This is a genomic window from Leifsonia sp. L25 (assembly GCF_050632895.1).
In genome coordinates, this window is sequence record NZ_JBODRZ010000004.1 from 319,750 (window position 1) to 345,053 (window position 25,304).

At 72.1% G+C, this 25,304-nt stretch carries 36 protein-coding genes and 1 pseudogene; 11 read left to right on the plus strand and 26 right to left on the minus strand.

The window, feature by feature from the left end; all coding sequences use genetic code 11:
- Positions 1-37 precede the first annotated feature (37 nt).
- The 4 genes from ACRAWC_RS22360 to ACRAWC_RS22375 form a co-directional block, all read right to left on the minus strand.
- A complete protein-coding gene (locus tag ACRAWC_RS22360) occupies positions 38-901 on the minus strand; it encodes an NAD(P)H-binding protein (protein WP_431246006.1) in 864 nt (287 codons plus the stop codon).
- Between the two features lie 40 nt (positions 902-941).
- Positions 942-1,883 (minus strand): alpha/beta hydrolase family protein, encoded by a 942-nt coding sequence (locus tag ACRAWC_RS22365; RefSeq protein WP_431246007.1) that lies wholly within the window; start codon positions 1,881-1,883, stop codon positions 942-944.
- Positions 1,802-2,167: a hypothetical protein gene (locus tag ACRAWC_RS22370; protein WP_431246008.1), complete on the minus strand. Its 366-nt coding sequence runs from the start codon at positions 2,165-2,167 to the stop codon at positions 1,802-1,804. Before ACRAWC_RS22370 ends, ACRAWC_RS22365 begins: the two co-directional genes overlap by 82 nt.
- A gap of 67 nt (positions 2,168-2,234) precedes the next feature.
- Positions 2,235-2,639 carry an NUDIX domain-containing protein gene (locus ACRAWC_RS22375; RefSeq protein WP_431246009.1) on the minus strand — a complete coding sequence of 135 codons (405 nt, stop codon included), beginning with the start codon at positions 2,637-2,639 and terminating at the stop codon, positions 2,235-2,237.
- Positions 2,640-2,710: 71 nt separating this feature from the next.
- On the opposite strand from ACRAWC_RS22375, the gene ACRAWC_RS22380 reads away from it, so the two are divergent.
- On the plus strand, positions 2,711-3,619 hold the full coding sequence (locus ACRAWC_RS22380) for a 5'-3' exonuclease (RefSeq protein ID WP_431247896.1): 909 nt from the start codon (positions 2,711-2,713) through the stop codon (positions 3,617-3,619).
- Between the two features lie 21 nt (positions 3,620-3,640).
- Here ACRAWC_RS22380 and ACRAWC_RS22385 read toward each other — a convergent pair whose 3' ends face one another.
- The 3 genes from ACRAWC_RS22385 to ACRAWC_RS22395 all read right to left on the minus strand — a co-directional run bounded on the left by ACRAWC_RS22385 (position 3,641) and on the right by ACRAWC_RS22395 (position 5,836).
- Positions 3,641-4,003: a GAF domain-containing protein gene (locus ACRAWC_RS22385; protein ID WP_431349978.1), complete on the minus strand. Its 363-nt coding sequence runs from the start codon at positions 4,001-4,003 to the stop codon at positions 3,641-3,643.
- 115 nt (positions 4,004-4,118) lie between these two features.
- A complete protein-coding gene (locus ACRAWC_RS22390) occupies positions 4,119-4,844 on the minus strand; it encodes a GDSL-type esterase/lipase family protein (protein WP_431349682.1) in 726 nt (241 codons plus the stop codon).
- A gap of 62 nt (positions 4,845-4,906) precedes the next feature.
- A complete protein-coding gene (locus tag ACRAWC_RS22395; protein WP_431246011.1) occupies positions 4,907-5,836 on the minus strand; it encodes an aldo/keto reductase in 930 nt (309 codons plus the stop codon).
- A gap of 84 nt (positions 5,837-5,920) precedes the next feature.
- Between ACRAWC_RS22395 and ACRAWC_RS22400 the strand changes: the two genes are divergently transcribed.
- On the plus strand, positions 5,921-6,193 hold the full coding sequence (locus ACRAWC_RS22400; RefSeq protein WP_431246012.1) for a TetR family transcriptional regulator: 273 nt from the start codon (positions 5,921-5,923) through the stop codon (positions 6,191-6,193).
- A 67-nt stretch (positions 6,194-6,260) separates the two neighbouring features.
- On the plus strand, positions 6,261-6,734 hold the full coding sequence (locus ACRAWC_RS22405) for a hypothetical protein (RefSeq protein WP_431349683.1): 474 nt from the start codon (positions 6,261-6,263) through the stop codon (positions 6,732-6,734).
- 9 nt (positions 6,735-6,743) lie between these two features.
- On the opposite strand, the gene ACRAWC_RS22410 is transcribed toward ACRAWC_RS22405, so the two are convergent.
- Entirely contained in the window at positions 6,744-7,094 is a 351-nt protein-coding gene (locus tag ACRAWC_RS22410; RefSeq protein ID WP_431246014.1) for a hypothetical protein, read from the minus strand.
- A 69-nt stretch (positions 7,095-7,163) separates the two neighbouring features.
- On the opposite strand from ACRAWC_RS22410, the gene ACRAWC_RS22415 reads away from it, so the two are divergent.
- Positions 7,164-7,697, plus strand: a complete 534-nt coding sequence (locus ACRAWC_RS22415; RefSeq protein ID WP_431246015.1) for a TOPRIM nucleotidyl transferase/hydrolase domain-containing protein — start codon at positions 7,164-7,166, stop codon at positions 7,695-7,697.
- 9 nt (positions 7,698-7,706) lie between these two features.
- Positions 7,707-8,219 (plus strand): tetratricopeptide repeat protein, encoded by a 513-nt coding sequence (locus tag ACRAWC_RS22420; protein WP_431246016.1) that lies wholly within the window; start codon positions 7,707-7,709, stop codon positions 8,217-8,219.
- On the opposite strand, the gene ACRAWC_RS22425 is transcribed toward ACRAWC_RS22420, so the two are convergent.
- From ACRAWC_RS22425 to ACRAWC_RS22435, 3 genes are all read right to left on the minus strand, one after another.
- Positions 8,159-9,055, minus strand: coding sequence for a TspO/MBR family protein (locus tag ACRAWC_RS22425; protein ID WP_431349684.1), 897 nt, complete (start codon positions 9,053-9,055; stop codon positions 8,159-8,161). The two genes, ACRAWC_RS22420 and ACRAWC_RS22425, sit on opposite strands and share 61 nt — an antisense overlap.
- A 45-nt stretch (positions 9,056-9,100) precedes the next feature.
- On the minus strand, positions 9,101-9,889 hold the full coding sequence (locus ACRAWC_RS22430; protein WP_431246018.1) for a putative protein N(5)-glutamine methyltransferase: 789 nt from the start codon (positions 9,887-9,889) through the stop codon (positions 9,101-9,103).
- Positions 9,890-10,033: 144 nt separating this feature from the next.
- Positions 10,034-10,645 carry a flavodoxin family protein gene (locus ACRAWC_RS22435; RefSeq protein WP_431219416.1) on the minus strand — a complete coding sequence of 204 codons (612 nt, stop codon included), beginning with the start codon at positions 10,643-10,645 and terminating at the stop codon, positions 10,034-10,036.
- Positions 10,646-10,732: 87 nt separating this feature from the next.
- Between ACRAWC_RS22435 and ACRAWC_RS22440 the strand changes: the two genes are divergently transcribed.
- The 4 genes from ACRAWC_RS22440 (at position 10,733) to ACRAWC_RS22455 (ending at position 13,751) form a co-directional block, all read left to right on the plus strand.
- A complete protein-coding gene (locus ACRAWC_RS22440; protein ID WP_431221501.1) occupies positions 10,733-11,071 on the plus strand; it encodes a hypothetical protein in 339 nt (112 codons plus the stop codon).
- 93 nt (positions 11,072-11,164) lie between these two features.
- Positions 11,165-11,446: a hypothetical protein gene (locus tag ACRAWC_RS22445; protein ID WP_431219417.1), complete on the plus strand. Its 282-nt coding sequence runs from the start codon at positions 11,165-11,167 to the stop codon at positions 11,444-11,446.
- A gap of 59 nt (positions 11,447-11,505) precedes the next feature.
- The gene (locus ACRAWC_RS22450; protein ID WP_431246019.1) at positions 11,506-13,035 is read left to right on the plus strand and encodes an FAD-dependent oxidoreductase; all 1,530 of its coding nucleotides are present in this window, start codon (positions 11,506-11,508) and stop codon (positions 13,033-13,035) included.
- 62 nt (positions 13,036-13,097) lie between these two features.
- Positions 13,098-13,751: a hypothetical protein gene (locus tag ACRAWC_RS22455; protein ID WP_431246020.1), complete on the plus strand. Its 654-nt coding sequence runs from the start codon at positions 13,098-13,100 to the stop codon at positions 13,749-13,751.
- Positions 13,752-13,926: 175 nt separating this feature from the next.
- Here ACRAWC_RS22455 and ACRAWC_RS22460 read toward each other — a convergent pair whose 3' ends face one another.
- The 15 genes and pseudogenes from ACRAWC_RS22460 to ACRAWC_RS22530 all read right to left on the minus strand — a co-directional run.
- A complete protein-coding gene (locus tag ACRAWC_RS22460; protein WP_431349685.1) occupies positions 13,927-15,786 on the minus strand; it encodes a glycosyltransferase in 1,860 nt (619 codons plus the stop codon).
- Complete coding sequence (locus tag ACRAWC_RS22465) at positions 15,783-16,205, minus strand: hypothetical protein (protein ID WP_431349686.1); 423 nt, start codon at positions 16,203-16,205, stop codon at positions 15,783-15,785. Before ACRAWC_RS22465 ends, ACRAWC_RS22460 begins: the two co-directional genes overlap by 4 nt.
- A 19-nt stretch (positions 16,206-16,224) precedes the next feature.
- A complete protein-coding gene (locus ACRAWC_RS22470; RefSeq protein WP_431349687.1) occupies positions 16,225-16,437 on the minus strand; it encodes a hypothetical protein in 213 nt (70 codons plus the stop codon).
- Complete coding sequence (locus tag ACRAWC_RS22475) at positions 16,430-16,930, minus strand: DUF6098 family protein (RefSeq protein ID WP_431349688.1); 501 nt, start codon at positions 16,928-16,930, stop codon at positions 16,430-16,432. Before ACRAWC_RS22475 ends, ACRAWC_RS22470 begins: the two co-directional genes overlap by 8 nt.
- The gene (locus ACRAWC_RS22480) at positions 16,858-17,340 is read right to left on the minus strand and encodes a hypothetical protein (RefSeq protein WP_431246022.1); all 483 of its coding nucleotides are present in this window, start codon (positions 17,338-17,340) and stop codon (positions 16,858-16,860) included. The genes ACRAWC_RS22475 and ACRAWC_RS22480 overlap by 73 nt, the downstream gene beginning before the upstream one ends.
- An 81-nt stretch (positions 17,341-17,421) precedes the next feature.
- On the minus strand, positions 17,422-17,736 hold the full coding sequence (locus ACRAWC_RS22485; RefSeq protein WP_431246023.1) for a hypothetical protein: 315 nt from the start codon (positions 17,734-17,736) through the stop codon (positions 17,422-17,424).
- A gap of 73 nt (positions 17,737-17,809) precedes the next feature.
- Complete coding sequence (locus ACRAWC_RS22490; RefSeq protein WP_431349689.1) at positions 17,810-18,550, minus strand: FAD-dependent oxidoreductase; 741 nt, start codon at positions 18,548-18,550, stop codon at positions 17,810-17,812.
- Positions 18,481-18,981, minus strand: a complete 501-nt coding sequence (locus tag ACRAWC_RS22495; protein ID WP_431349690.1) for an FAD-dependent oxidoreductase — start codon at positions 18,979-18,981, stop codon at positions 18,481-18,483. Before ACRAWC_RS22495 ends, ACRAWC_RS22490 begins: the two co-directional genes overlap by 70 nt.
- 34 nt (positions 18,982-19,015) lie before the next feature.
- Positions 19,016-19,363 carry an FAD-dependent oxidoreductase gene (locus tag ACRAWC_RS22500; protein ID WP_431349691.1) on the minus strand — a complete coding sequence of 116 codons (348 nt, stop codon included), beginning with the start codon at positions 19,361-19,363 and terminating at the stop codon, positions 19,016-19,018.
- The gene (locus ACRAWC_RS22505; RefSeq protein WP_431349692.1) at positions 19,360-19,506 is read right to left on the minus strand and encodes a hypothetical protein; all 147 of its coding nucleotides are present in this window, start codon (positions 19,504-19,506) and stop codon (positions 19,360-19,362) included. Before ACRAWC_RS22505 ends, ACRAWC_RS22500 begins: the two co-directional genes overlap by 4 nt.
- Positions 19,503-20,039 carry a hypothetical protein gene (locus ACRAWC_RS22510; protein ID WP_431349693.1) on the minus strand — a complete coding sequence of 179 codons (537 nt, stop codon included), beginning with the start codon at positions 20,037-20,039 and terminating at the stop codon, positions 19,503-19,505. Before ACRAWC_RS22510 ends, ACRAWC_RS22505 begins: the two co-directional genes overlap by 4 nt.
- Before the next feature lie 14 nt (positions 20,040-20,053).
- Positions 20,054-20,533, minus strand: a complete 480-nt coding sequence (locus tag ACRAWC_RS22515) for a hypothetical protein (RefSeq protein ID WP_431349694.1) — start codon at positions 20,531-20,533, stop codon at positions 20,054-20,056.
- A 99-nt stretch (positions 20,534-20,632) separates the two neighbouring features.
- Positions 20,633-21,079: a hypothetical protein gene (locus ACRAWC_RS22520; RefSeq protein ID WP_431349695.1), complete on the minus strand. Its 447-nt coding sequence runs from the start codon at positions 21,077-21,079 to the stop codon at positions 20,633-20,635.
- Positions 21,080-21,912: 833 nt separating this feature from the next.
- Entirely contained in the window at positions 21,913-22,845 is a 933-nt protein-coding gene (locus tag ACRAWC_RS22525) for a substrate-binding domain-containing protein (RefSeq protein ID WP_431349696.1), read from the minus strand.
- Positions 22,835-23,134 (minus strand): annotated as a pseudogene (locus ACRAWC_RS22530) (LacI family DNA-binding transcriptional regulator); the annotation flags it as partial. The gene ACRAWC_RS22525 and the pseudogene ACRAWC_RS22530, both read right to left, overlap by 11 nt.
- A gap of 189 nt (positions 23,135-23,323) precedes the next feature.
- Here ACRAWC_RS22530 and ACRAWC_RS22535 point away from each other — a divergent pair.
- Entirely contained in the window at positions 23,324-24,292 is a 969-nt protein-coding gene (locus tag ACRAWC_RS22535) for a carbohydrate ABC transporter permease (protein WP_431219429.1), read from the plus strand.
- Complete coding sequence (locus ACRAWC_RS22540) at positions 24,292-25,263, plus strand: carbohydrate ABC transporter permease (RefSeq protein WP_431246028.1); 972 nt, start codon at positions 24,292-24,294, stop codon at positions 25,261-25,263. Before ACRAWC_RS22535 ends, ACRAWC_RS22540 begins: the two co-directional genes overlap by 1 nt.
- The last annotated feature ends 41 nt before the right edge of the window (positions 25,264-25,304 follow it).

Here is a 25,304-nt window from a genome sequence, read left to right on the forward strand (position 1 = left end):
CTGCCCGCTTCCCCCTGTTCGCGGCGCGAACGGGGCCTCAGCCGAGGGCGTCGCGGAGGAACTCGTCGAGCGAGAGCGGGCGGCGGCCGGTGATGCGCTCGACCGCGTCCGTCGGGCCGGCCAGCTCGCCGGCGGCGATCGCCGTGTAGGTGGAGACCCAGGCGTCGACCTGCCAGTCGGGCGCCCGCCATCCGGCGCGGGACGCGTACGCCTCGGGCACCGTCTCGTCGTGGAACGAGACCGCACGGCCGGAGTGCGCCGAGAGGGTCTCGGCGACCTCCGCCAGTGTCAAGTCGCTGGGGCCGGTCAGGTCGTAGGTGACGTCGACGTGGTCGTCCGGATGCAGCAGCACCTCCGCGGCGACCCGCGCCACGTCCGCACGGGCGACCATCGCGGCGCGGCCGTCGCCGGCGGGGCCGCGGATCACGCCGTCGTCGCCCACCAGGTTGCGGGCGAAGTCGAGGTACAGGTTGTCGCGCAGGAAGGTGTGACGCATGCCGGAGGCGAGGATGCGCTGCTCGGTCGCGTGGTGGTCTCGCGCGAGCGTGAAGGTCGCGTCCGGCGCCGCGCGGAAGAACGACGTGTAGACGATGTGACCGACACCGGCGCGGGCCGCCGCGTCGACGAACGCGACGTGCTCGCGGAGGCGCTCGGCGTTCTCGGCGGCGGACACCATGAGCAGCGTCTCGACGCCGTCGAGGGCGGCGAGCGCAGCCTCTTCGTCACCGTAGGAGGCGCGGGCGACCGAACTGCCCGGGAAGCGCGGGGCGCGTTCCGGGGAGCGCGCCAGCATCCGGAAGGGCACACCCGCGTCGGCCAGCGCGTCCGCCGTCATGCGGCCCACCGCGCCGGTGACTCCGGTCACGGCCACGCGGGGACGTTCGTCGCTTCTGTCGGGCATGACACCATCCAACTCGACGCCGCCCGGATCCGACAAGGAGTCAGCGGCCGAGCCGCTCATCGAGCCAGTCGAACATCCGCTGCTCGGTGAGCGCCCGGGCGAGCGGCTGCACGTGGAAGTCGGCGCCCTCTGCCTCGGTGAAGCGCAGGAGGGTCGAGACCTCCGGAGTGAGCGCGGCGAGCTCCTCCGACTGGCCCGGCCAGAACTGCTCGTGCTCCGGGTCGGTGATGAGCAGCGGCGTCGTGATCTGCGCCGCCACGTCCTTCACGGTGTACTGGAGCACCGCGCGCATGGTCTCGGCGTAGCCGGTCGTCCCGTACGGCCGGGCGCGGAACCGCCAGGTGTAGGCCAGCTCGTGCGAGAACTTCGCTCCCATCGCCATGTCCCGGTCGAACTTCTCGTCCTCGCCCTCGTCGAGGAGCTTCCTCATGTTCGCCGGCAGGTGGGTGGTCCACGAGGTCGAGACGTCGACCACTCCGGGGTCGACGATGGCCGCGGCGAAACGGTGCTCGAAGGCGAGCGCGCGGGGCACCCAGTACCCCGCCTGGCTGATGCCGTAGACGGCGACGCGGTCCGCATCCACCCCCGGCAACGCGCGCACGAAGTCCAGCACCGGCGTCAGCACGGCCTCCCAGTCCGGCCGGAAGGGGACGCTGCGCTCGAAGAGCATGGACTGCTGCCCGGGCCCGTCGAAGACGAGGGCGTCGTAGCCGCGGCGGAGCGCTCCCGAGACGGCGCAGGCCCACAGACTGGTCAGCGGCCCGTCACTGCCGTTCACCGCGACCAGCAGAGGGCGGGATGCCTCGCCCGCCGCGGCTGCCGCCACGGGCGCACGGAACAGGTAACCGGGCATCGCGGTGTCCTCGTACGGGATCCGGACGGGCGCGACGTCGACATCCGTCAGCTCCACCCAGCGGTCCCACGCGGCACGGTGCTTGCGGAAGGTCGGCAGCAGCTCGTCGTCCGACTCCAGGGTGGCCACGGCGTTGACCGCCGTTCCGTAGTAGGACGCCGCGCGGAGGAGGCGCTCGCGGCACTCACCGCGTGACCGGCGGCTGCCGACGCCTCGCCCTCCGCCGCGATCCGGTCGCCGAGCGCGAGCCACGCCCGGAACCAGCCCTCGTGGTCCTTGTCGCCAACCCCGTGCACGGCGGCGATCACCTCGCCGATATCGGCCGCGCCGCTGTACGCCTGGCCGATGGTGGTGCGGATCTCGAAGTCGAAGTCGGGGTTGCCGGAGAAGGAGAACTCGTGCGTGCGCGCCATGCCCACAGCCTTGCCGCCGGATGTGCGCCGCCGCCAGCCCTCGATCGGGGTGGAAGCGGACCCCGCCTCAGTCGATCAGGCCGAGGGCGACCAGCCGGCGCAGCACCTCGAGGCCCGCTGGTGGGCAGCGGTCCGCGTCCACGCTCGACGTCCAGTGCACAGCGCCCACCTCGCCCGAAGGCTCCGGCTGTGCGTCGGTGCGCCCGAGGAACACCCGCATGTGCACCTGGCGCCCCTCCGGCTCGCCGTGCGCCTGCGTGCGCACCTCGAACAGCTCCTCCAGCTCGTCGGGCCGGAATCGCAGCGCGACCTCCTCCAGCGCCTCCCGGGCGGCGGCCTCTGCCGCGGTCTCGCCGGCGTCGACCTTGCCACCGGGCATGTAGTAGACCTCCCGCTCGCGGGCGGTCACCATGAGCACCCGGCGATCGCGCACGACCGCGACAGCGGAGACGATGAGCGGGGCGGAGGTCACCCGTCCACGCTACCGGGAGCATTCCGGCGGGCGGCGCTCCATGGCAGGATCGGGGCGTGACCGGCCGAACGATGCTGCTCGACAGCGCCTCCCTCTACTTCCGCGCGTTCTACGGCGTGCCCGACACGGTGAAGGCTCCGGACGGTACGCCCGTCAACGCGGTGCGGGGGTTCCTCGACATCATCGCGAAGCTCGTCACCGACTACCGGCCGGATGCCCTGGTCGCCTGCTGGGACGACGACTGGCGGCCGCGCTGGCGGGTGGACCTCATCCCGAGCTACAAGGAGCACCGTGTCGCCCGTCTGGTCCCCGGCGGCGTGGACATCGAGGAGGTTCCGGAAGCACTGGTCGCGCAGGTGCCGCTCATCCGCCAGGTGCTCGATGCGGTGGGCATCCCCATCGTGGGCGCTCCCCTCGCCGAGGCCGACGACGTCATCGGAACCCTGGCGACCCGCGCCGATGGGCCGGTGGATGTGGTTACCGGCGACCGCGACTTGTTCCAGCTCGTCGACGACGAACGCGGCGTCCGGGTGATCTATACCGCTCGCGGCATGAGCAACCTCGAGCTCGTCACCGGCGAGGTCGTCCTGCAGAAGTACGGCGTGCGCGGCGACCAGTACGCCGACTTCGCCGCGATGCGCGGCGACACCTCCGACGGGCTACCCGGGGTCGCCGGCATCGGCGAGAAGACCGCCGCGGCGCTGCTCGCGGAGTATGGCGACCTGGGCGGGATCGTTGCGGCGGCGGAGGATTCCGCAAGCGGCATGAAGCCGGCCGCCCGGGCGCGCTTCGCCGCCGCCCGCGATTACCTCGCCGTCGCGCCCCGTGTCGTCGAGGTCGTCCGGGATCTCGACCTCCCCGCCGTGGAGGCGCGACTCACCACACCCTCCGAGGAGCAACGGGCGACCCTGGCCGCCCTCTCCGAGAAGTGGGGCCTCGGCGGCTCGCTCGACCGGCTGCTCATCGCGCTGGAGCGCTGAGCGGCAGCACCGACGAGGCGCTCAGCCCTGCGGCACCCAGCGCCACAGTTCGCGTTGCGCCAGGAGGGCCAACTCGCGCAGCACGTCGAGGTCGGCTTCGCCGTCGGCGCGCTCACGCGGCGTGCGTCCGAAGACGCACAGCGCCCCGATGCGCGTGCCGTCCGGCGCCTCCACGGGATACCCGGCGTAGTAGCGCAGGCCGGCCGGCCCCGTCACGAGGGGACTCGCGGCGAACCGGACGTCCTCGACGGCGTTCGGCACGACCATCCCATCGGCCGTCTGGATGGTGTGGATGCACGCCGACTGCTCGATCGGGATGTGGTCCAGAACGGCGCCCGCGGAGGCCAGCGGCCACTCCTTCTGCTCGTCGAGCACGGTGAACATCGCGATCTCGGTGCCGAGCGTCCGCTTCGCCGTGCCGACGATGTCGTCGAGGCGGGTGTCCCCTCCGCGCCGGCTCAGCTTCAGGCGTTCGATCGCCTCCGCCCGCTGCGGGCCCTCATGCCCGGCGATCGGATGCGGCGTCTCCCGTTCCTGGAGCGCCGGCGCGAGCGCGTCGACGATGCGCCGGGCCCAGGCGAGGTAGTCGGCCGGCGTGCGGCGCCGCCGGGACGCGTCCGCATCCAGGTGCGTCGAGGCCGACGTAGAGGGCGCCCGTCTCACGGCACACCTCGCCGGCCAGCGCGTTGAGGCGCCGGGCGTGCACATCGGCGATCCGCCCGGCCGGCGAGTCGTAGGGGCGGATGGAGCGGATGGGCTGGGCACCGAGCCAGACCACCGGGCCGGAACCGCGCGACCGGGCGTACGTCAGCAGCTCGCGCAGGCGCTTGGCGAACGCCTTCGGCTCCTCCAGCCGCATCGCGTCCGCCACCGCGCCGCTGATCACGAGCGCGTCGTAGCGCTCGACATGGGCGTGAGCGAGCAGACCGCGCAGCCTCCGCACACCGGCCGACGGATGCGGCAGCACGTCGACGACCGCCCCACGGCCCGTGGCCGCGGCGAGCGCTCGGGCGACGGCGCCCGGCAGGGCGAGGTCGTGGCTGCCGACCCCCCACCCGACGACGGGGCCGGAGCCGACCAGCAGCACGCGGACGGCACGGCGGCCGGCCGCGTGCGCCTGACGGCCGTCGAGCGGTCGCACCAGGCGCGAGCGGACGGTCGCGACGTGCAGACGCCAGGCTCGCATCGCCACCCGGCGGGGCAGCGAGAGCCGTTCGTCGTCCACGCTCCGACCGTATCCCGGGCGCGAGCGCATCCCAACTCGACGCCCGGGCGACTGTTCGCTGGCTACGGCAGCGTGTGTCCCGCCGACGTGAACAGGCGGTACCATTCCTGCCGGGTGAGCGGGATCTCCGACCCTGCCGCCGAGTCGCGGACGCGCTGGGCGTTGGTGGTCCCGAGCACGACCTGCATGCCCGCGGGGTGGCGGGTGATCCAGGCGACGGCGATCGCGGTCGGCGTCACGGCGTACTTCTCGGCGAGCTCGTCGATGGCATCGTTCAGCTCGGCGTAGTTCTCGCGGTCGCCGAGGAACACGCCGTCGAAGAAGCCCTTCTGGAACGGCGACCAGGCCTGCAGCACGATGTCGTGCAGGCGCGCGTAGTCGAGGATGCCGTTGTCGCGCGAGATCGACTGGTCGAGGCCGGCCATGTTCGCGGCGACGCCCTGGGCGATGATCGGCGCGTGGGTGATGCTCAGCTGCACCTGGTTGGCGACCAGCGGCTGCGAGAGCGACCGCTGCAGCAGCTCGATCTGGCCCGGCGTCTGGTTCGAGACGCCGAAGGCGCGCACCTTGCCCGCGCTCTGCAGCTCGTCGAAGGCGAGCGCGACCTCGTCCGGCTCGACCAGGGTGTCCGGGCGGTGCAGCAGGAGGATGTCGAGGTAGTCGGTCTTGAGGGCCTCCAGGGACTCGTCCACCGTCCGGACGATGTGCTCGCGCGAGAAGTCGAAGAAGCCGTCGCGGATGCCGACCTTCGACTGGATGATCACCTGGTCGCGCTCCGAGGCGGGCACAGCGCCCGCGTCGCCGAACCGGCGTTCGCAGCCGTGGCGCTCGGTGCCGTAGATGTCGGCGTGGTCGAACATCGTGATCCCGGAGTCGCGGGCGGTGCGGACGAGGGTGCGGATCTCCTCGTCGTCGAGGTCGGAGATGCGCATCAGTCCGAGGACGATGTTGGACGCTTCGATGTCGGTCCGGGGGAAGGTGAACGTTCTCATGCCTTCCATCTAACCCCTCGTCAACCCCCTGTGCGGCGTGGGTTTCCACGCCTACCGTTGGCGAGGCTAGAGAAGGAGCCACCGATGACCATGACGCCCGACTTCCGTGTCGCTGTCGACGACTTCGCCGAAGAGACGGGCCTCCGGCGGCGTAAGCCCGCGGTCACCGGCTACATCGTGCACGCGCTGGGCCGCGACTTCCGCGTCACCGACGAGATGGCCCGCATCTTCCTGAACCAGGTGGAGCGGGTCGCTGCCACCGACTCGTCCGCCCTGGTGGTGCTGCGGCACGAGCACGGGGTCGAGTTGCTGCTCGTCACCGACGACAACTCCTTCTCCATCCGTACCGCCTCGTAGGCTCGTCCCGTGGAGCACGGGACGGACGAAGGCTGTCGCGCGCATCCGTGCGGACCTGCGGGATGCGGTGCATGCGCTCACCGCGGCAGGCGCCCGTCAGGAGGCGCTGGCGGAGTTCGTGCCGGCGCGGCGGCAGTTCCTGATCCGGCGCGAGCCCGCGCTGAGGCGGATCGGTGCGGTGTGGCGGCTGGGGGTGTTCCTGCTGGATGCGGACGCCGTCCTGCGGGCCACCGGTTCGCTCGTGCGGGCGACGCCACCCGGGCGGCCGCAGGGCCTGGCGCGGTCCATGGAGGAGCGGCGGGCGCTCCGGGCAGCCGCCCAGCGCGGCGGCTTCCGCGACGGCGAGACGGTCGACTTCGATGCCCCGGTCATCCCGCTCGACCCGGCGTCGCTTCGGGATGCGGACGGGCCGCTCTTCCTGCGCGACGGGCGGGCGCTGGTGCGTTGGAGCCCCGCCGCCGCCGATGCGGACGCCCGGGACTTCGGCGGCTACCTCGCAGAGCGGGTGGACCTGCTGGCCCACCCGCCCGAAGGGGCCTGACGGTTCCGCTCAGACGGCCGGGGCCGGGGACGCGGGGCCCGCGTCCGTGCCCGAGTCCGTGCCGGCGCCCGAGGCGGAGGTCGAACCCGAGCTGGAGCTCGACGCGCTCTTGCCGGTGACCTGGTCGATCTTGCTGGTGGCCTTCTCGGTCACCTTGCTGACGGTCTCACTGACCTTCTCGCCCACGTCGGACGCGGCGCGCCCGGCGAATCCCTTCACGTCGCCTTTCACGTGCTGCACGGTGTCGGAGTCCGTGAACCCGCGCCACTTGCGGCGCAGATCCTCGTAGGCTCCGCGGCCGGCGCGCGAACCGATGATGAACCCGACGGCGATTCCTGCGGCAAAGGTGATGATCTTCATGGCCAGCACCGTACGCGCCGGGGGCCGACCGGAGAAGTGCTGGAAGCTGGGCAGGAGCACAATGTCAGCGTGACCCCACAGCCCGAACGCGGCGCCGCCATCCTCGTCGAAGGGGCGAGCGACCGCGCGGCCGTGCTGACCGCCGCAGGGCTGCTCGGGGTCGATCTGGCGGCGGCGGGCGTCGACGTCGTCCCGATGGGCGGTGCGATGAGCGTGCGCCGGTTCGTCGGCGAGCTGGGTCCCGGCGGAGCGGGCCGGCGGCTGCGCGGGCTCTGCGACGCCGGGGAGGTGCGGTTCTTCCAGCGCGCCGGCCTCGCGCCCCACGCGGTCTTCGTCTGCCGACCCGACCTGGAGGCCGAGCTGCTGCGCGCACTCGGGCACGCACGGACGGAGGAGGTGCTCGAGCGCGAGGGCGACCTGCGGTTGTTCCGGATGTTCCAGCAGCAGCCCGCCCAGCGCATCCGCACGCTCGACCAGCAACTGCACCGCTTCCTCGGGACCACCTCCGGACGCAAGGAGCGGTACGGCGCGGTGCTCACCGCCGCCCTGGGGGCTGAGGAGCTGCCCGTGCCGCTCCGCGAGGTCGTCCTGGCGCCCGGCTAGGGTGAGGGGATGCCGACCACCGATCCCGCCCTGCTCGACCGGCTGCACGTCCTGTTCGAGTCCCGCGACCGCGACGACATGGCACCGACCATCCACGCCCTGCTCGCGGTGCAGGCGGAGCATCCCGACGACCCGAACGTCTTGTACGAGGTCGGCGGCGCCTACGACACCGCCGGCGAGGAGGAGACGGCCGCCGGCTACTACGAGCGCGCCCTCGCCGCCGGGCTCGAGGGCGACACCCTGCGCCGCTGCCTGCTGCAGTACGGCAGCACGCTACGCAACCTCGGGCGATTCGACGACTCGCTGGCGGCCCTCGACCGAGCGCTCTCGCTGTTCGCCGACTCGCCCTCCGTGCGCGTCTGGCACGCGCTGTCGCTCCACGCCGCCGGGCGCAGCGACGCGGCGGTGGCGGAGCTGATGGAGGTCGCGGCCGATGAGATCCGCACGCCCGATCTGCAGCGCTACCAGGCGGCGATCCGCGGGAACGCCGAGTACCTGCGCGAGGTCGACGCCGCGCGCTGAGGGCCGCGGCTGCCGAGGACTAGCGCCGACGCGGAGAAGAGCCGCGAGCGACGCGCACCGCGAGCGTCACGAGCAGTATGAGGGCGGCGGCCGCGAAGGCGGTGATGGCGACCGGCGCGGACGGTAGCGAGCCGGTCAGCCGCGAGACGCCGATCCAGGCGAGACCCCACGCCGAGGCGATCGACGGGGCGAAACGGCCGCGGTCCCACACGGCCAGCGCGCAGCCGATCACGGTGAAGAGGGCGAGCATCCCCATCGCCCAGGCGTGCAGGGCTCGCGCCGAACCCGTCGAACCCGAGCGTCTGCAGCCACGATGTCGCGTTGGCCACCGTCGCGATCATGACCCAGCCGAGGTAGAGGCCGATCACGCCGTCGAACAGCACGGCGTCGGCGGTCGACTCGGCGGGGTGACGGCGCAGGATGACGAAGGTCACGATGAGCACGGCGAGCAGCGCCACGATCGCCGCGACGGAGACGCCGAGCTGTCCGGCCTGCACCGAGAGGATCCACGCGGCGTTCAGCAGCAGAGACGCGAGCACCCAGAAGCCGGCACGGCGCTGGCGCTCCCGCGCGGCCTGCGACGGCAGCGCCTGCCAGATCGCGTACGCGACCAGCCCGGCGTAGATCACCGACCAGATCGCGAAGGCGGGGCCGGCGGGGGCGAGGAGAGTCGCATCCGCACTGAGAGCGCCGCCGGCGACCTCCGGGATGGGCGTACCGCCCGCGGCGCCCGACCCGATGAACGCACCGACGAGGGCGACCACCGTTCCGGCGATGACGAGGGTCTGGCGGACGCGGTCGACCGGCATGGGCCGCGCGGCGGCGAGCGTGCTCATGCACCGCACGGTAGTCCCGAGCAAGGCGGGGGTGAAGGGACGGATTCAGCGCGGTGCGACGGCCAGGACGACGGTCGAACCCCGTTCGTCGTCCGTCTCGATGCCGGTCGAGAGGCCCGCGGCGGCGAACAGCCCGGCGGAGACCTCCGCCTGCTCCATACCCGCCTCGATCAGGAGGGTGCCGCCCGGCGCCAGCCACGCGGACGCCTCGGCGGCGATCCGCCGATGCAGGTCGAGCCCGTCCGCGCCCCCGTCGAGCGCCGTGGCGGGCTCGTGGTCGCGGGCCTCCGGCGGCATCAGCGCGATCGCCTCGGTCGGCACGTAGGGCGCGTTGACGGCGAGGACGTCGACGCGCCCGCGCAGCGCGGCCGGGAGCGCGGCGAACAGGTCACCCCCGAACACACGGTCGGCGGGAAGGTTGCGCCGGGCGCACCGCACGGCGGCGAGGTCGATATCGGCGGCGTAGACGTCGGCCGCCGGCACCGCATCCCGCACGACGGCCCCGATCGCCCCGACGCCGCAGCAGAGGTCGACCACGACGGCTCGGCCGTTCCGCTGCGCGGCGTCGCGGGCGAGGCCGGCCGCCCGTTGCGCGAGGAGCTCGGTGCGCGCGCGGGGGACGAAGACCCCGGCGTCCACGTGGAGGCGCAGGCCGCAGAACGCCACCCAGCCGAGGAGCGGCTCCAGCGGCTCACCGGCCACCCGGCGCGCGACGAGCGCTTCGAGTTCCGCGTCCGACCCGGCCGCCTCGATCAGCAGACGGGCCTCGTCCTCGGCGAAGACGCATCCCGCCGCCCGCAGGCGCGCGACGATCTCGGGGTCCGGTGCGGGCACCCGGCCATGCTAGCCGGGGCCGCGCAGCGCGGCGTCGTCCGGGCGGGGCGCGTCGGCGCCGAGTCGCGACATCATGTCACCACTCGACGCCCGAAGGCGCATCCACTCACCACTCGAGCGGCGAGCGTCTCGAGCGGCGCGAGCTCAGAACGGTTGCGCCGTGAGCAGGCGGGCGAGGTGCGCCGCGTTGTTCGCCACGACGGCGTTCTGGCTGGCGACCGCCTCCGGCGTCTCGTCGAGGTCCTTGTAGTCGACCGATCCCATCGCTTCGCCGTTCCAATACGTCGAACCCTGCGACGGGATGCTGAAGCCCACGTCGTTGAGGCCCTGGAAGAGGTCGGCGATGATGGCGTGGGCGCCGTCCTCGTTGCCGACCACTCCGACGATCGCGACCTTGCCCTCCACCAGCGGCCGGCCGTCCTCGTCCGTCTCCGAGAGCTCCGCGTCGAGGCGCTCCAGCGCACGCTGCGCGACGGACGAGAGGTGCCCCATCCAGGTCGGGGTGACCATGACGAGGATGTCGGAGGCGATGATCTGCTCGCGGATGTGCGGCCACTGGTCGCCCTCGCCCTCGTCCAGCTCGACCCCCGGCTTGATGTCGTAGTCGGCCAGCCGGACGGCCGTCCCGGTGACGTCGTGAGTGGCCAGTTCGTCGAGGAGCTGGCGTGCGAGGAGCTGGCTGCTCGACTCGTTCGGCGACGGCTTCAGGGTGCAGACGAGCGCGAGGGCGGTCAGGGGACGGTTCTCATCGGTCATGGTCGCGAGTGAACGCGCGGCTTCGAGTATCCGCAAGGCTTCGCAGCCGACCTTGACCTCTCGTGCAGGAGATCGTATGGATGGGTGATGAAGCGCATCCACTATGCCAGCGGGTCCCTCCTCACCGGAGACGACATCGCCGACGTCATCGTGCGCTTCGCCGCCGCCCTGGCGCACAACAACGAGGCCGCCGAGGTGGAGGCCCCCGCCGTGCTCGAGGACGGGCGCGCGGGAGAGGTGCTCCTGCTGCTCGGTCCCGCCAGCCAGATGATGGCGGAGGAGGAGCAGTACGACGGGCCGGAGCTGCGGGACGAGGGCTTCGTGACCGCATTCGAGGAGAAGATCGCGGCGCTCGGCCCACGACGCGCCACCTTCGTGTCGAACGGCACGGAGGATCTTCCCGACATGGACTACGACCTGCTCTGACAGGTCCCGTTTCATTCCCGATACACGAGTGCACTGGTGCTCTCCGGCCCACCGCGTACTATCGGGCGAGTAACCGACGACCGGGAGAGGGTAATGCAGGTGTTCCACGTCTACATTGACGACCTGAGGTTCACCTTCGTCGACCGTGCGCCGGTCGAGGAGTTGAAGAGCAGCGTCGTCCAGGCAAGCAGGAACGACGGCGACTTCGTCTCCATCACGCAGTCGAGCCGGCCGCCGAGCGAGATCTTCGTCACCGCCCAGACCAAGGTGCGAATAGAGACCGCGACCATCCCGCGCGACCCGGTGTCCTCGGGGGCCGCGTCGGGCGAGGACGACGACGACGCCTTCTGGTTCGACTTCGATTCGCTCGCGTAGCGAACCCTGCGCCCCGTCGACCGCTTCCGCCCGGAGCCTCGGCGGGGGATGCTCGTCTCATGCCGACGACGTCCCTCTGGCTCCAGACCTCCCCTCACATCGCCACCGACTCCTTCGAGTGGGACGGCGAGTACGACACGATCGTCGTCGGCGCGGGCCTGACCGGGCTCGCCACGGCGCTCATGCTGTCCCGCTCCGGGATGCGCGTGCTCGTTCTCGAAGCGCGCACGGTCGGCGCGGTCACGACGGGCAACACGACCGGCAAGGTGAGCCTGCTGCAGGGCACCACGCTCTCCTCCATCCGCCGCCACTCCTCTGAAGCCGTGCTCTGCGCGTACGTGGACGGCAACACCGCCGGGCAGGGCTGGCTGCTCGACTTCCTGGAGGAGCAGCGGGTGCCGTTCGAGATCCGCGACGCGGTGACGTACGCGACGACGCTGGATGGGCTGGACAAGCTGGATGCCGAGCTCGCCGCCGCCCGCATGGCCGGCCTCGACGCGGTCGAGGAGCGCACCACGGAGCTGCCGTTCCGGGTGGAGGGCGCTCTGACGCTCGCCGCGCAGGCGCAGGTGCATCCGCTGAAGGTGCTCGCCGCCCTGGCGTCCGAGCTGCGCCGGCTGGGAGGGCGGATCGTCGAGGGCGAGCGCGTCACCGACGTCTCGGCGTCGAAGCCGGCCGTCGTCACGAGCACCTCGGGCACCTCCCGCGCCGACCAGGTCGTCATCGCGACCGGCACGCCCATCCTCGATCGCGGCCTGTACTTCGCCAAGGTGGAGCCGACCCGCTCCTACGTCACGGCGTACCGCGTTCCCGGCAGCATCCCGCAGGGGATGTACCTCTCTGCGGATGCGCCCACCCGGTCGCTGCGCACGGCGGCGGGTGCGGACGGCGACCCGCTGCTGCTCGTCGGCGGCAACGGGCACCCCGCCGGACGCGCCGATTCGCCCGCCGAGAAGCTCGCTGACCTCTCCGCATGGGCGGAACGCACCTTTCCCGGCGCGGAGCGCACGCACTGGTGGGCGGCGCAGGACTACCGGTCGGCAAACCGGGTGCCGTTCGTCGGCTGGTTGCCGCGCGGGCGCGGGCGCGTCTACCTGGCGACGGGATACGACAAGTGGGGCATGACGAACGCGATCGCCTCCGCGCTCAGCCTCACCGCGGACTTGACGGGCGACACGTTGGAGTGGGCGCGCGTGCTGCACCACCGCGTCACCCGCCCGGTCGACATCGCCTCGGGCGTCGCCATGAACGCCGCTGTCGGCAAGGCGGCCGTGTCGAAGTGGGCCGCTGCGCAGACGGCGCCCGAGCTCGACGACGAACCGGTCGCGGAGGGAACCGGCACCGTCGGCCGCCGCGGGCGCACCCCGGTCGCGGTCTCGACGGTCGACGGGACGACGTGCGCACTGACGGCGGTGTGCACGCACCTCGGGGGCGTGGTGCGCTGGAACGACGCCGAGCTCTCCTGGGACTGCCCTCTGCACGGCTCCCGCTTCGCGCCCGACGGCACCGTGCTGGAGGGGCCGGCCACGCAAGCCCTCGCCCCGGCGCCGGCCGTCCGGGCGGAGGAGCCGGCGGCAGGGGCGTCCTAACGGGCCCGGGCTCCGGATACCAGGCCTAGTCAGGCCGTTCTCGGCGGGAGTAGGGTCGCGCCATGACGAATCCTGACGACGAGAGCACGCCGCGCCCCGCCGGAGCCGGCGGGGCGGGCGAGCCGTACACCCCGCCGCCCGCTTCCCCGGCCGCAGGCGAGGGCTTCCCCGCCGCTCCGCCGCCCCCGCCCGCGTACCCTGCCGGCGCCACGCCCGCGTATCCTGCGGGCACCACGCCGGACGGCGCAGCCGTCGCCGCGCCGACCGAGCCGCCGCGCACGGTGAACATCGCGTTCTGGCTGTTCATCGCCGGAGCGGTGCTCAGCGTGATCAGCGGCATCATCACGATCGCCACGATCGGCTCGCAGCGCGCGCAGTTCCTCGACGCCATCCGCAACTCCAGCCAGGCCAACACCGGCAATCCGCAGAGCCTGGCCGACGCGGTGATCGCCGGAGCGACCACGTGGGCCGTCGTCACGCTGATCTTCTGGGCGGTCGCGTTCGTGCTGTTCGCGTTCTTCATGCGCCGCGGCGCGAACTGGGCCCGCATCGTCCTGACCGTGCTGACCGTGCTCTCGCTGCTCAACATCATCAACGGCTTCGGCACCGGCTTCCTGCAGTTCGCTGCAGCGGTCGTGGCGGTCATCCTGATGTTCCTCCGTCCGTCCAACGAGTACTTCGCCGCGGTGCGCGCCTCCAAGGCACCGCGCGCCTGACACCAGCACCCCGGCGTCCGACGCCGGCGCGGCCCGCGGACACCCGTCCGCGGGCCGTCGTCGTGTCCGGCGGGGCCCCCGCGTACACTCGCGGCATGGACCTGCGGGATGTCGCCGGCGAGCTCTACGCCGCCGAGCCGGGCGACTTCATCGCCCGGCGCAACGCCGCCGCCGCTCAGGCCGACAAGCCCACCGCGAAGGAGATCAAGGCGCTGCGGAAGCCGTCGGCGTCGGCCGCTGCAATCAACGCACTCGTGCGCGAGCATCCGGATCTCATCGGCGACGTGCTCCAGATCGGCTCGCGGATGCGCGACGCCTTCGCCTCACGCGACCGGTCGGAGATCCGGTCGCTGACCAGGAGCGGCAGCGGCTGCTGCAGCGGGCGACGGAGGGACTCGACCTCAGCCCCGCGGTGCAGCGCGAGGTGGAGGAGACCCTGCAGGCGGCGGTCATCGACCCGGCGGCCGCGGCGGCGGTGCGCAGCGGGATGCTGCTGCGCGCACTGGAGTCGACCGGGCTGGAGCAGGTCGACGTGTCGGAGGCTGTCGCTCTGCCCGTCGAGATCGAGGACTTCCCGGCGCCGACGCGGTCGCGGCGGAAGACGGCGGAGGCGCCGTCCGGCGCTCCGGCGCGGAAGGACGGCGGGACGGCGGACGAGGAGGCGGCGGAGTCTGCGGAGGGGCTGGAACCGCCCGCCGAACCGGTGGAGAGCGCAAGCGAACGTCGCGAGCGTGAGCGCCGCATCCGTGCCGCCGAGAAGGCCGTGGAGCACGCGCGGGCCGACGCGGACGCGCTCGACGACGAGCTCGACGAGACCGTCGACCGCCGGGGCGACCTGGAGGCCGAGCGCGACCGCCTGCAGCGGAAGCTCCAGCGGGTGGCGGACGACCTCACCGAGACGCGCGCCTCGGAGCGCGAGTTGCGCGGTCGCCTCAACGAGGCGCAGCACGCCCTCCGTGATGCGGAGCGCACCCTCCGCGACGCCCGCGACGACTGACCCCCGCGGAGATCTGTGCCGAATCGCGATTATGCGGCCGCGATAAGCGACATTTGTGCCAAATCGCGCCAGGTCAGGCGACCCAGCGGGTGAGCAGCGCATCCCAGTCCGCCTGGAACCGCCCCAGCCCGAACCGCTCGAGCGCCCACTCCCGCGCGCGCTCGCCGGCCTCCGCCCCCGACCCGGGTCGTCGACGAACGCCCGGACGGCGTCATGCAGCTCCGTCACGTCGGTCGAGACCGCGCCGACGCCCGGAACCACGGCGCGCCGCGCATCCGTCGCGTCCAGGGCCACCACCGGCACCCCCGCCGTCATCGACTCCAGCAGCGCCAGCCCGAGCGACGTCCACCGGTTGGGATGCACGTACACGCGTCGCCGCCCCACCTCCTGGAACAGCCGCGGCGCCTCGATGTCGCCCGCGGCCACCACGCGGTCGGCGCCGACACCGAGCGCCTGCGCGAGGCCGTCCGCCTGCATGCCGAACACATCCACCGGCGCCACCGCGCTGAACCCGCCGAGCAGGTCGGACCCCGTCACCCGCCACCGGCGCACCGGCTCGTTGATGACCGCGGCCGCGCGCGGCAGCTCACCGGTGAAGAAGTTGCCGTAGTCCACCACGCCGTGCTCGATCACCGCGGTGCGGGTCGCGCCGGTGTCCCAGAACAGCGCGTTGAAGTGCGTCACGTGCGCGATGATCAGGTCGTCGCGATCGGCGAGCGGATGCCGGGAGTTCGGCACCCCCTGCTGCGGCGTGTTGTGCTCGACGAAGATGACGGGCACGTCGATGCCGGGCTTGCGCCCGGTCAGCCGCTCGACCAGCTCGAACTCCTCCAGCCGCTGCAGCACGACCGCGTCGAACGGTGTGGACGCGAGCTCCGCCTCCGGCACATCCACGACGTTCGCGGGCCACGGCCGAGCGCCGACGCCGCCCTCGCCCGCCGCATCCACCGGCAGCAGGTACGTGTGCCGGCCGCGCACGAACGCGTCCATCCAGCCGCCGTGGACCTGCCAGACCAGCAGCCGCAGAGCGCGGCTCACAGCTGCGTCCCGGAGCCGGGGTGTCCCAGCTCCAGCGGACCCGTCAGCGGCGCCGGCTCCTGCTCCTGCCCGGCCGCGACGCCCGCGTGGGTGTGCCCCGCGACGCCGTGCGCCGCCGTGTGCGGCTCCTTCTGCGGGCACAGCTTTCCGCAGTACGAGCAGATGTAACCGTCGCCGAGCTGCGCCTCGCCGTGCAGGCGGTACTCCAGCACCTCGTCCAGGGACTCCAGCGCGAACTCCACGAACGCCGGGCGCTCCAGCGAGGGGATGGGCACCCGCATCCGCTCGAACGGCCGGCCCTCGTCGTCCAGCGGCACCCACAGCTTCTCCGGATTGGGCCCGAAGATCGACCCCGCCTTGTCCACCCGCGCCGGCCGGTGGTCGCCGCGGACGTGCAGGATGTGCCCCGCCCGGATCATGTCGCGCGGCAGCGCCTGGCTACATCTCGGGCACCCTGTACGCGATCGTTCCCCGGCGCAGCCGCGAGAACCCCTCCTCGGAGTCGTCGCCCATCACCACGAACGGCGGCGCCTCCGGGCGGCGCAGCAGGATGGCCGTGCCGCCGGACGGACCGTCGGAGATGAGCTGCAGCACCGCGGTCGCGTCCACGCGCGACGCGGTGCCCCGGCCTTCGACGTACTGCTCAGGCATGCGCCACCGACACCAGCTCCGCCTCGCGACGCCCGAGCTCGGCGTCGAACCGCGCGCCCCAGACTCTGTCGGCCTGCTCGATCAGGCACTCGGCCAGACGGCCGACCACCTCGACATCCGCGATCAGCGCCTCGCCGTCGGCAGCGTGCCCCACCTCGCGCCCGCGCAGCAACCAGGCGAAGCGCTCCGGCCGGGAACCGTCCTGCGGCGCATGCCGCGGCGCGGGCAGCCGGCTGATCTGGCGCGCGACCCACTCGGCGCGGGGCAGCGTCCACCACGGCTCGGGGTCGAGAGGATGCGCGGCCAGGCCGGGCAGGGGAGCCGCTCTCCGCGTCCACGGACCCGGCCTCGAGGTCCGGCCCGTAGCCGGCGGAGAAGCGGACGTACAGTCCGGGACCGTCGGCGAGCAGCGCCTCGACCTCAGAGAGCTGATAGAGCACGGGAACCTCCGGTGGGAAGAGCGCCGCCGGACTCGGCCACGCGATAGCGGCACTCCATCCGGGTGCGCGACACGAGTTCGAACTCGTGCCAGGACGGCCGATCCAGCGACGGGACGGGCACGCTGATGTGCTGCGGGGCCTCGCCGTCGTCGTCCAGCGGCACGAAGACGACCACGTCCGACGCGCCGAAGACGGACGCCGAGCAGGCGAACCGCGCCTGCACGTGCCGGTCGGACGACACCACGACGGCGGGATCGGACTCCACCGGGAAGTCGTCCCGGTGCTGTTCGCGGTAGGGCTCGCCGAGACCGTGGACGCCCGGACCCCGGCGCATCCGCACGAACAGGTCGCGGCCGCCGAAGACGTCCAGCCGCAACGAGGAGGGGACCGGACCGTCGACCAGCACGGCGACCGGCGTCCGGGCGCGGCGGGGCAGCATCATGAGCACCGCAGTCGCCGTCATATCGCCCATGCAAGCAAAGCTAAGGCGCTCGCACCCCGAAAAGCAGGGGATTGACGAACCCTCCGAACGGTGCAGCCGGGGTCAGGGGATGTGACGCGAGACCTCGTCCTCGGGCATGATCACCATGCCGCCGGTGCGCTGCGAGGTGTGCATGAGCGCCTCCAGCCACTGCGGGTTGATGGCCGGGGGACGGCTGCCGCTGAACTGGAAGGCGAGCGGGACCTCGCGGCTGATCCAGAGGGAGACGCGGCCCGAGCCCTGCTCGACCGGCACATCCCAGTTCAGAAGGAAACTCTCGTGCCGGCGGAGCTTGGCGACGATCGCGAGCTTGACGTGGCTGAGCACGCGGTCGTCGAGGTCGTACTCCTGGCCCGCTCCGTAGACGAGTTTTCCCATGCCTTCATAGTGCCCTAACGGAGGCACCGAATTCCTGTCATGTCAGGGGATTGACACCGGTACCACTCCGTGGTTATGCGACCTGGAGCCGCTGCCCACCCGCCCGTAGGCGGTCGGTGAGGAGGCCGAGCGGCACATCCTGCACCGGCCGTCCCGCCGAGGCAGCGAGCGCCGCCGCGACCCCGGCGGCCTGGCCGAGCATCATGTACTGCGGCTCCATGCGAACGGACGCGAAGGCGACCGCGGACGCCGAGAGACAGACCGGCACCAGGAGGTTCGCCGCATCCTCCCGCTTCGGGGTGAGGGCAGCGTACGGGATGCCGTAGACGGGCACCGGCACGGAGAGGTACCCCTCGGTGAAGACGGTGCCGATGGGCTCGGGATGCTCGTACACCCACCGCCACACGCGCTGCACCTCGCGCACGTCGATGTGGTACGACCCGAGGGCCACCGTGTCGGCGGGGACGACTCCCGCCAGAAGGTCGTGCTCGGTCAGCACCCGTTCGCCGACCATCCGCCGCGCCTCGCGCACGTACAGCTGGTGGGGCAGATGCCCGGTGTCGGCGAACTCGCCGCGCGGCAGACCCCACCGCGACAGCTCCTGCCGGATCGTCCGCGGGACATCGGCGTCATGCGAGAGGAAGTACAGGAAGCCGCGGGTGTGCGACTCGTGGTGCCGGCGGAGCTCCTCCCGCCGCTGCGGGGAGGCGTCGGGGTACTCCCACGCCGAGCCGTCGAGCACGCTCAGCGACAGGGGCCCCAGCGAGTTGCCGTCCGCCATGCCGCCGGGGAGGTTCGGCTCGAGGCCGAGCATCCCACCGGCCTGGCGCTCGACGCCCGCGCGGCGGTCGCGGTCGAACAGCGGCGGGCGAGCTCCCAGTACTCCTCGTCGTAGTCGGCGGGGCGCTCGAACGGGATGCGGTCGGCCGCGGTCGTCAGGCACACGCGGTGGCCGTACGACATGACGCCGCCGTCGCCCTCGCCCACTGCGGCGAGCGGGCGGTCGTGCAACTGGGCGAGGATGCGTCCCGGCGATCGGCCCATCGCGTCGCCGGCGAACGGCGAGACCCACGGCGGCATGTTGTGCATCCCGGGCACGAGCTCCTGGCGGCCGGCGAAGCGCTCGCCGTACAGCTCGCGGCCTTCGCGTCCCACCCGGTACGGCACGCCCGCCCCGGCCAGCAGATCGCCTTCATAGCTCGCGTCGACGAAGACCGCGGCCTCGATCCGTTCGCCGCCGGTCACCGTGACGGAGCGCAGATCCCGGCCGTCGCGACCCTCAGCGGCCTCGACGTGCGGTCAGCGCGGCGTCGAAGACGACGTCGACGCCCGCCTGTTCCAGCCAGCGCCGGAAGATCGCCTCTGCCACGTGAGGCTCCGGACCGGCGTAATGCCCGGGAGCGGTGCCGTAATGGTCGGCGATGTCGGACCGCAGGCGGGCGGCCGCCCCGCCGAGCGCGCGCACGTCACCCACGTCGGTGTACCCCAGGCCGCCGGAGGTCATGCCGCCCAGGTGGCGCCCGGGCTCGACGAGCACGACCCGCGCGCCGGCCCCCGCCGCGGCCGTCGCTGCCGCGACACCGGCGGACGTCGCGCCGTACACCACGACGTCGGCGAAGCGGGTCATGCGCCCGCGTTCGGAGCGAACTGCGGCAGCAGGTCGGCCCCGGTCTCGAACAGGCCCCGCTCCAGTGCGGTCACGAGATCCCACTGGCCGACGAGGGGATGCGCGAGCAGCGCCATCCGCACCAGCCGCCGGTCGCCCGTCACCGCCGCGCGGCGGCGAGCCGCTCGTACGCGCTGACGTGCTGGATCAGCCCCAGAAGCTCGGGCGCGACCGGCTCCTGCGGCAGCGGAGTCGCACCGGACGCATCCACCCGGCACAGGGTCTCGATCACGTCGTCGTCGGCCAGGCCCGCGATCAGGCCGTTGTTGCGGACGTTGACGACGTGGTTGTCGCCCGTCCCGGCCACCAGGGAGGCGAGGAGCGCGGTGGCCGCCTCGCTGTAGAAGGCGCCTCCACGTGCCTCCAGCTGCGGCGGCTTGGTGTCCACGGCCGGATCCGCGTACAGCTCGAGGAGCTCGCGCTCCACGTCGGCGACCACCGTCGCGCGCGGAGTGGATGTGTTCATCTCGGTCACCGTCGCATCGTGCGCGTAGTAGTACTTCAGGTAGTACGAGGGCAGCACGCCGAGGTCGCGGATGAGCTCGCCCGTGACGCCGCCGCGGCGCCCGAGCTCGTCGGAGCGGTCGGCGATCATGCCGGGCAGCACATCCACCCCGTCGACCCGGATGCTGCGCACCCACGACAGATGGTTCAGGCCCGACGGGGTACACCTCGACACGGCGCGGCTCCACGCCGTGCTCGCGGGCGATCCAGCGCTGCACCCCGATCGCGAAGTTGCACAGCCCGATCGCCTTGTGTCCGTCGTCCAGCAGCGCCTCGGGTGTTGATGCCGACCGGGTTCGTGAAGTCCACGATCCACGCGTCCGGGTTCGCCCGCTCGCGCGCCTCCCGGGCGATGTCGAGCACCACCGGCACGGTGCGCAAGGCCTTCGCGAGCCCGCCCGCGCCGGTCGTCTCCTGGCCGACGCATCCACACGCGAGCGGGAAGAGCTCGTCCTGGAGCCTCGCCTTCTGGCCGCCGACCCGCAACTGGATGAGGACCGCGTCCGCCCCTCGATCGCCGCCGTGCGGTCGGTCGTGAGGGTGACCGGGACGCCGGCGCCCTGACGGGCCAGCATCCGGCGCACCATGCCGCCGACGATCTTCGAGGCGAGGGCCGTCCACATCCATGAGCCACAGCTCGTCGACCGTGAGACGCTCGCGCTCAGTTCCACAGGCCCGAGACGAGCTCGGGCGTGTACGTGGAGCCGGCGCCGATGACGGTGATCTTCATGCGGATCCTTTCGGGGTCGCGTGCGGGGGTGGCCTGGGCGGCGGGCGCGGCGGCGGGGGCGGCGTCGCGCCCCGCGGAGTGCGCGGACCAGGCCGTCGACCGGGCGGAACTCCAGCGGCCGCGGGTCGAAGCCGCGCTCCGTGCAGCCCGGCGGCGACGGCCTCGCGGAAGCCGGGGTCGCCGAAGAGGCCGCCCGCCAGCACGGCCGGGGTGCCGGGCGGGATGGATGCGTCGGCTCCCCAGGCGGCGCGCGTCACGACGTCGGCGAGGCGCAGCGCCTCGTCGGCGGCACGGGCGACGAGGTCCGCGGCCACGGCGTCTCCCTCGGACGCGGCGCGTGCGACCGTGGCGGCCAGGGCGCCGACCTGCCGCATGCTCGTTCGGCCGTCGCGGATCGCCCGGGCGAGTCCCACCGTATCGGCGGCCCCCGTCTCGGCGAGCACCAGCGGCAGGAGCGACGTCGCCGGGCCACGCCCGTCCTCCGCTCGCGCGGCGGCCCGGACCGCCTCGCGGCCGAGCTCGTCGCCGCCACCCCAGTCGCCGCTCGCCCAGCCGAGCGCAGGAACCGTGGGCCACGCCGCGGGGCCCGCGCGCCACCGCGTTGAGCCCGGCGCCGCACACGATCGCGACCGCGCTTCCGGCGCCCCCGCCCGCCTCCAACACGGCTACGGCGTCGCCGACGACATCCACCTCGGCGTTCGGGAACAGTTCGGACAGCGCAGCGCGGTGCGCCGCCTCGTCGCCGGGGAAGTCGAGCCCGGCGACGGCCGCGGAGACCCGCCGTGCGGCCCGCGGGTCGAAGCCGCCCTCGGCGAGAAGCGCCGAGACCGCCACCACGACCGCCTCGGGACCGGCGCCGCTTCCGGCGCCGATCGCGCGCCACCGCTCGGCGAACCCGCCCGCCGCGCGCTCGAGCACGACGACCTCCGTCTTGGAGCTGCCGCCGTCGATCGCGACGGCCAGCCCCGGGTCGGCCTGTGGGTTCGTGGATGTGTTCAGCGTCGGTCCTCTCGCCGCGCCCATCCTGCCGCAAACGTGGGATCGTTTCCACCCCGGTGTCGTGAGTCGTGACTAGACGCGTGAATCCGCGCCCAGTCGCGACATCATGTCACCACTCGGCGGGCAGCGCAGGGCACCGCGGCGCCCGCTGCGCGCGCGACGAGCGCCGAGTCGTGAGTAAACGCGCGAATCCGCGCCGAGTCGCGACATGATGTCGCTACTCGGCGGGCAGGCCAGCGCACGCAGGGCCGCGCAGCGGACGGAGGCGCGCGACCCGCTACAGCGCCCGCGGCGCGGCGGTCGAGCCGCGCGGGAGCACCTGCGCCTCCAGCACCGTCGTGTGCGGGTCCGCCGCCGGGGCCTTCAGCCGCTCGAGCAGGCGGGCGAGCGCCGTCTCGCCGAGCGACACCGCATCCTGGGCGACCGCCGTGATGCCGGGGCTCACCATGCTCATCCACTCGGAGTCGTCGAACGAGACGACGCTCACATCCTCCGGGATGCGGAGCCCCAGGTCGTTCGTCGCCCGCCACACGCCCTCGGCGAGCAGGTTGTTCGCGGCGAAGATGGCCGTCGGGTGATCCCGGCGGGCCAGGATGTCGATGGCGGCCTTGCGGGCGCCGTCCGCGTCCCATCCGGTCGAGATCACGAGCGACGGGTCCGCCGGGATGCCGGAACCCTCCAGCGAGCGGCGGTAGCCGGCGGCGCGCTCTCCGCCGGTCGTCCACGTCGTCTCGTCGATGAACAGCGCGATGCGGCGGTGACCGAGGTCGATCAGGTGGTCGGTCATCCGCTTGGCCACGCCCGCGTTGTCCACGATGACCGCGTCGCAGCGTCCGGCCGAGAACTGCCGGTCCGCCTCGATGACGGGGATGTGCTGACGCATCAGGTACTCGGAGACGTCGCCCGACAGCGGGGTCACGATCACCCCGGCGACACGCGTCGCGACGAACGCGCGCGCCGCATCCATCTCGGCCTCGGTCGAGCCCTGGTCGTCGACGAGCATCATCGTGTAGCCCTCGCGGCGCGCCCGGGCGGCGATGCCCGCGGCGAGGTCGGCGTAGAAGGCGTTGCGGAGGTCGGAGACGAGGACGCCGATCGTGCGGCTGTCCTCGCTTACGGAGGCTTCGGGCCATGGCGTGCGGCACGTAGCCGAGCGACTCCGCCGCCGCCAGGACGCGCTCGCGCACGCCCGCAGCGACGTATCCTTCACCGCTCAGGGCGCGCGACGTCGTCGACTGCGACACCCCCGCCGCCAGCGCGACATCCTTCAGCGTCGCGCGGCGTGGAGCCCCTCCGCGTCGTTCTCGATCATGGCACCTCTCCCCGGGCGCCTCGAGCGCCGGTCGCCCCGGCGAAGTCCACCCTAATGGTCGCCGGAGCCTCCCTGCTCCCACCCATCCGGAGGGCGCACCGCTCCCCCGTGACTGTGAGCCCCCGCAGGTGTACCGTGCGCTGCACACAGGCAGATCCCCCGCCGGGCACCGCCCACATAGCCGCATACGGGTCGCCCGAGCAGGCCCGCCCCGCCCGGGAATGATCTGGGCGCGGTTGCATGGCCCGCTCGGGAGGACTTATAGTCGCTGCTATGTGGTAACGATGCCACACCGCGCCGACGAAGGCGGGGGACGGATCGAAAGGGTGGCGATGAGGATCACCGAGCTCGATGACGCGACACGGGGAGGCCGCTGATGGCCGTCCTCACTGATGCGTCACGCGGCAAGACCCGAACGGATGACCGCAAGCCGGCCAAGAAGCGGGCCTCCAAGTACAACCGGCGGGAGGCGATCGCGGGCTACCTCTTCATCAGCCCGTGGATCATCGGCTTCCTGGTGTTCACGCTCGGAGCGATGCTGTACAGCCTCTACATCTCGTTCAGCAACTATAATCTCGCGACGAACAGCGCCAGCCCGGCCGGTTTCGACAACTACTCCGAGCTGTTCAACGACCCGAAGGTCGCGCTCTCGCTCGGCAACACACTGTTCTACGCGGTGATGGCCGTCCCGCTGGAGATCATCTTCGCGCTGCTGCTCGCCCTCCTCCTCAACTGGGTGGGACGCGGCGCCGGCGTCTTCCGCACCATCTACTACCTGCCGAAGATGACGCCCGCGGTGGCCACCGCATCCATCTTCCTGCTGCTGCTGAACGGCAACACGGGCGCGATCAACCGCTTCCTGGCGCTGTTCGGGATCGAGGGCCCGCAGTGGCTGATCGACCCGAACTGGGTGAAGCCGTCCATCGTGCTCATGACCCTCTGGGGCGTCAGCGGCACGATGGTCATCTTCCTGGCGGCGCTCAAGAACGTCCCGCAGGACCTCTACGAGGTGGCGTCGCTGGACGGGGCGGGTCCGATCCGCAAGTTCTTCACGATCACCATCCCGATGATCTCCCCGGCCATCTTCTTCAACGTGGTGGTGCTCACCATCGCGGCGTTGCAGGTGTTCGACCAGGCCTACCTGCTGTTCTGGCGAGATCAGACGAACGCGTCGCCCGACTCGTCGTTGTTCTACGGGGTCTACCTCTTCCAGCAGGCCTTCCGGCAGTTCAACTTCGGCTTCGCCGCCGCGATGGCCTGGCTGCTGTTCGTGATCATCCTCCTGATCACGCTCGTGCAGGTGAAGGTCAGCAACCGCCTCGTCTACTACGAAGGAGACAAGTGATGTCGTCAGCGACCCAGTCCGCTCCGGCCGCGGCGCCGCTCGCCTCCGAGCTCCAGGCCGCCGAGGCCCAGACCGGCAAGACCCCCGGCAAGGGCGGCGACAGGCCGGTCGGCAACCGGTGGTACAAGCCCAAGTCGATCGTCGGCAAGACCCTGCTGTGGATCCTCGCCATTGGCTTCACCCTGCTGTTCCTGTACCCGTTCGCGTGGCTGCTGGCCGCGAGCCTCAAGCCTCGGCAGGAGGTCTTCGACAACTCCCTGTGGCCGAAGACGTTCACTCCGCAGAACTACGTCGAGGTCTGGAACCAGCTCCCGCTGATGTCGTGGATCGGCAACAGCGTCATCATCGCCATCCTCGCCGCCGGCCTGGTCGCCATCTCGAGCTCGATCGTCGCGTTCGGCTTCGCGTACTTCAAGTTCCCGGGCCGCACCCTGCTGTTCGGCCTGGTGCTGGCGACGATGATGCTGCCCGGTGCGGTGACGATGGTGCCCCAGTACCTCATCTGGAAGAACCTCGGACTGATCGGCACGTGGATCCCGCTGTTCGGCATGAACCTGTTCGGGTCGGCGTTCTACATCTTCCTGCAGAGGCAGTTCTTCATGGGGCTGCCCCGTGAGCTGTTCGAGGCCGCCCGTCTCGACGGCGCCAGCTACTGGAGGCTGTTCACCAAGATCGCGATGCCGCTCAGCATCCCCTCGTTCATCATCATCTTCCTGTTCGAGTTCCAGGCCAGCTGGAACAACCTGCAGGCGGCGCTGATCTACCTGAACGCGGGAGGCGTCGACGGCTTCACCGTCCCGCTCGGCATCTCGTACGCGATGACGACCTTCAGCCCGACGAACGGCGGACACGGCGACTACCAGTTCGTGATGGTGGCTGCACTCATCGTGACGCTGCCCATGCTGCTGCTGTTCGGATTCGGCCAGCGGTACTTCATCGAGGGTGTGGCGACGCAGGGCCGAAAGGGCTGATCGGCACCTTGGACACCGGGCGCGGGTGGACTTCGGTCCCC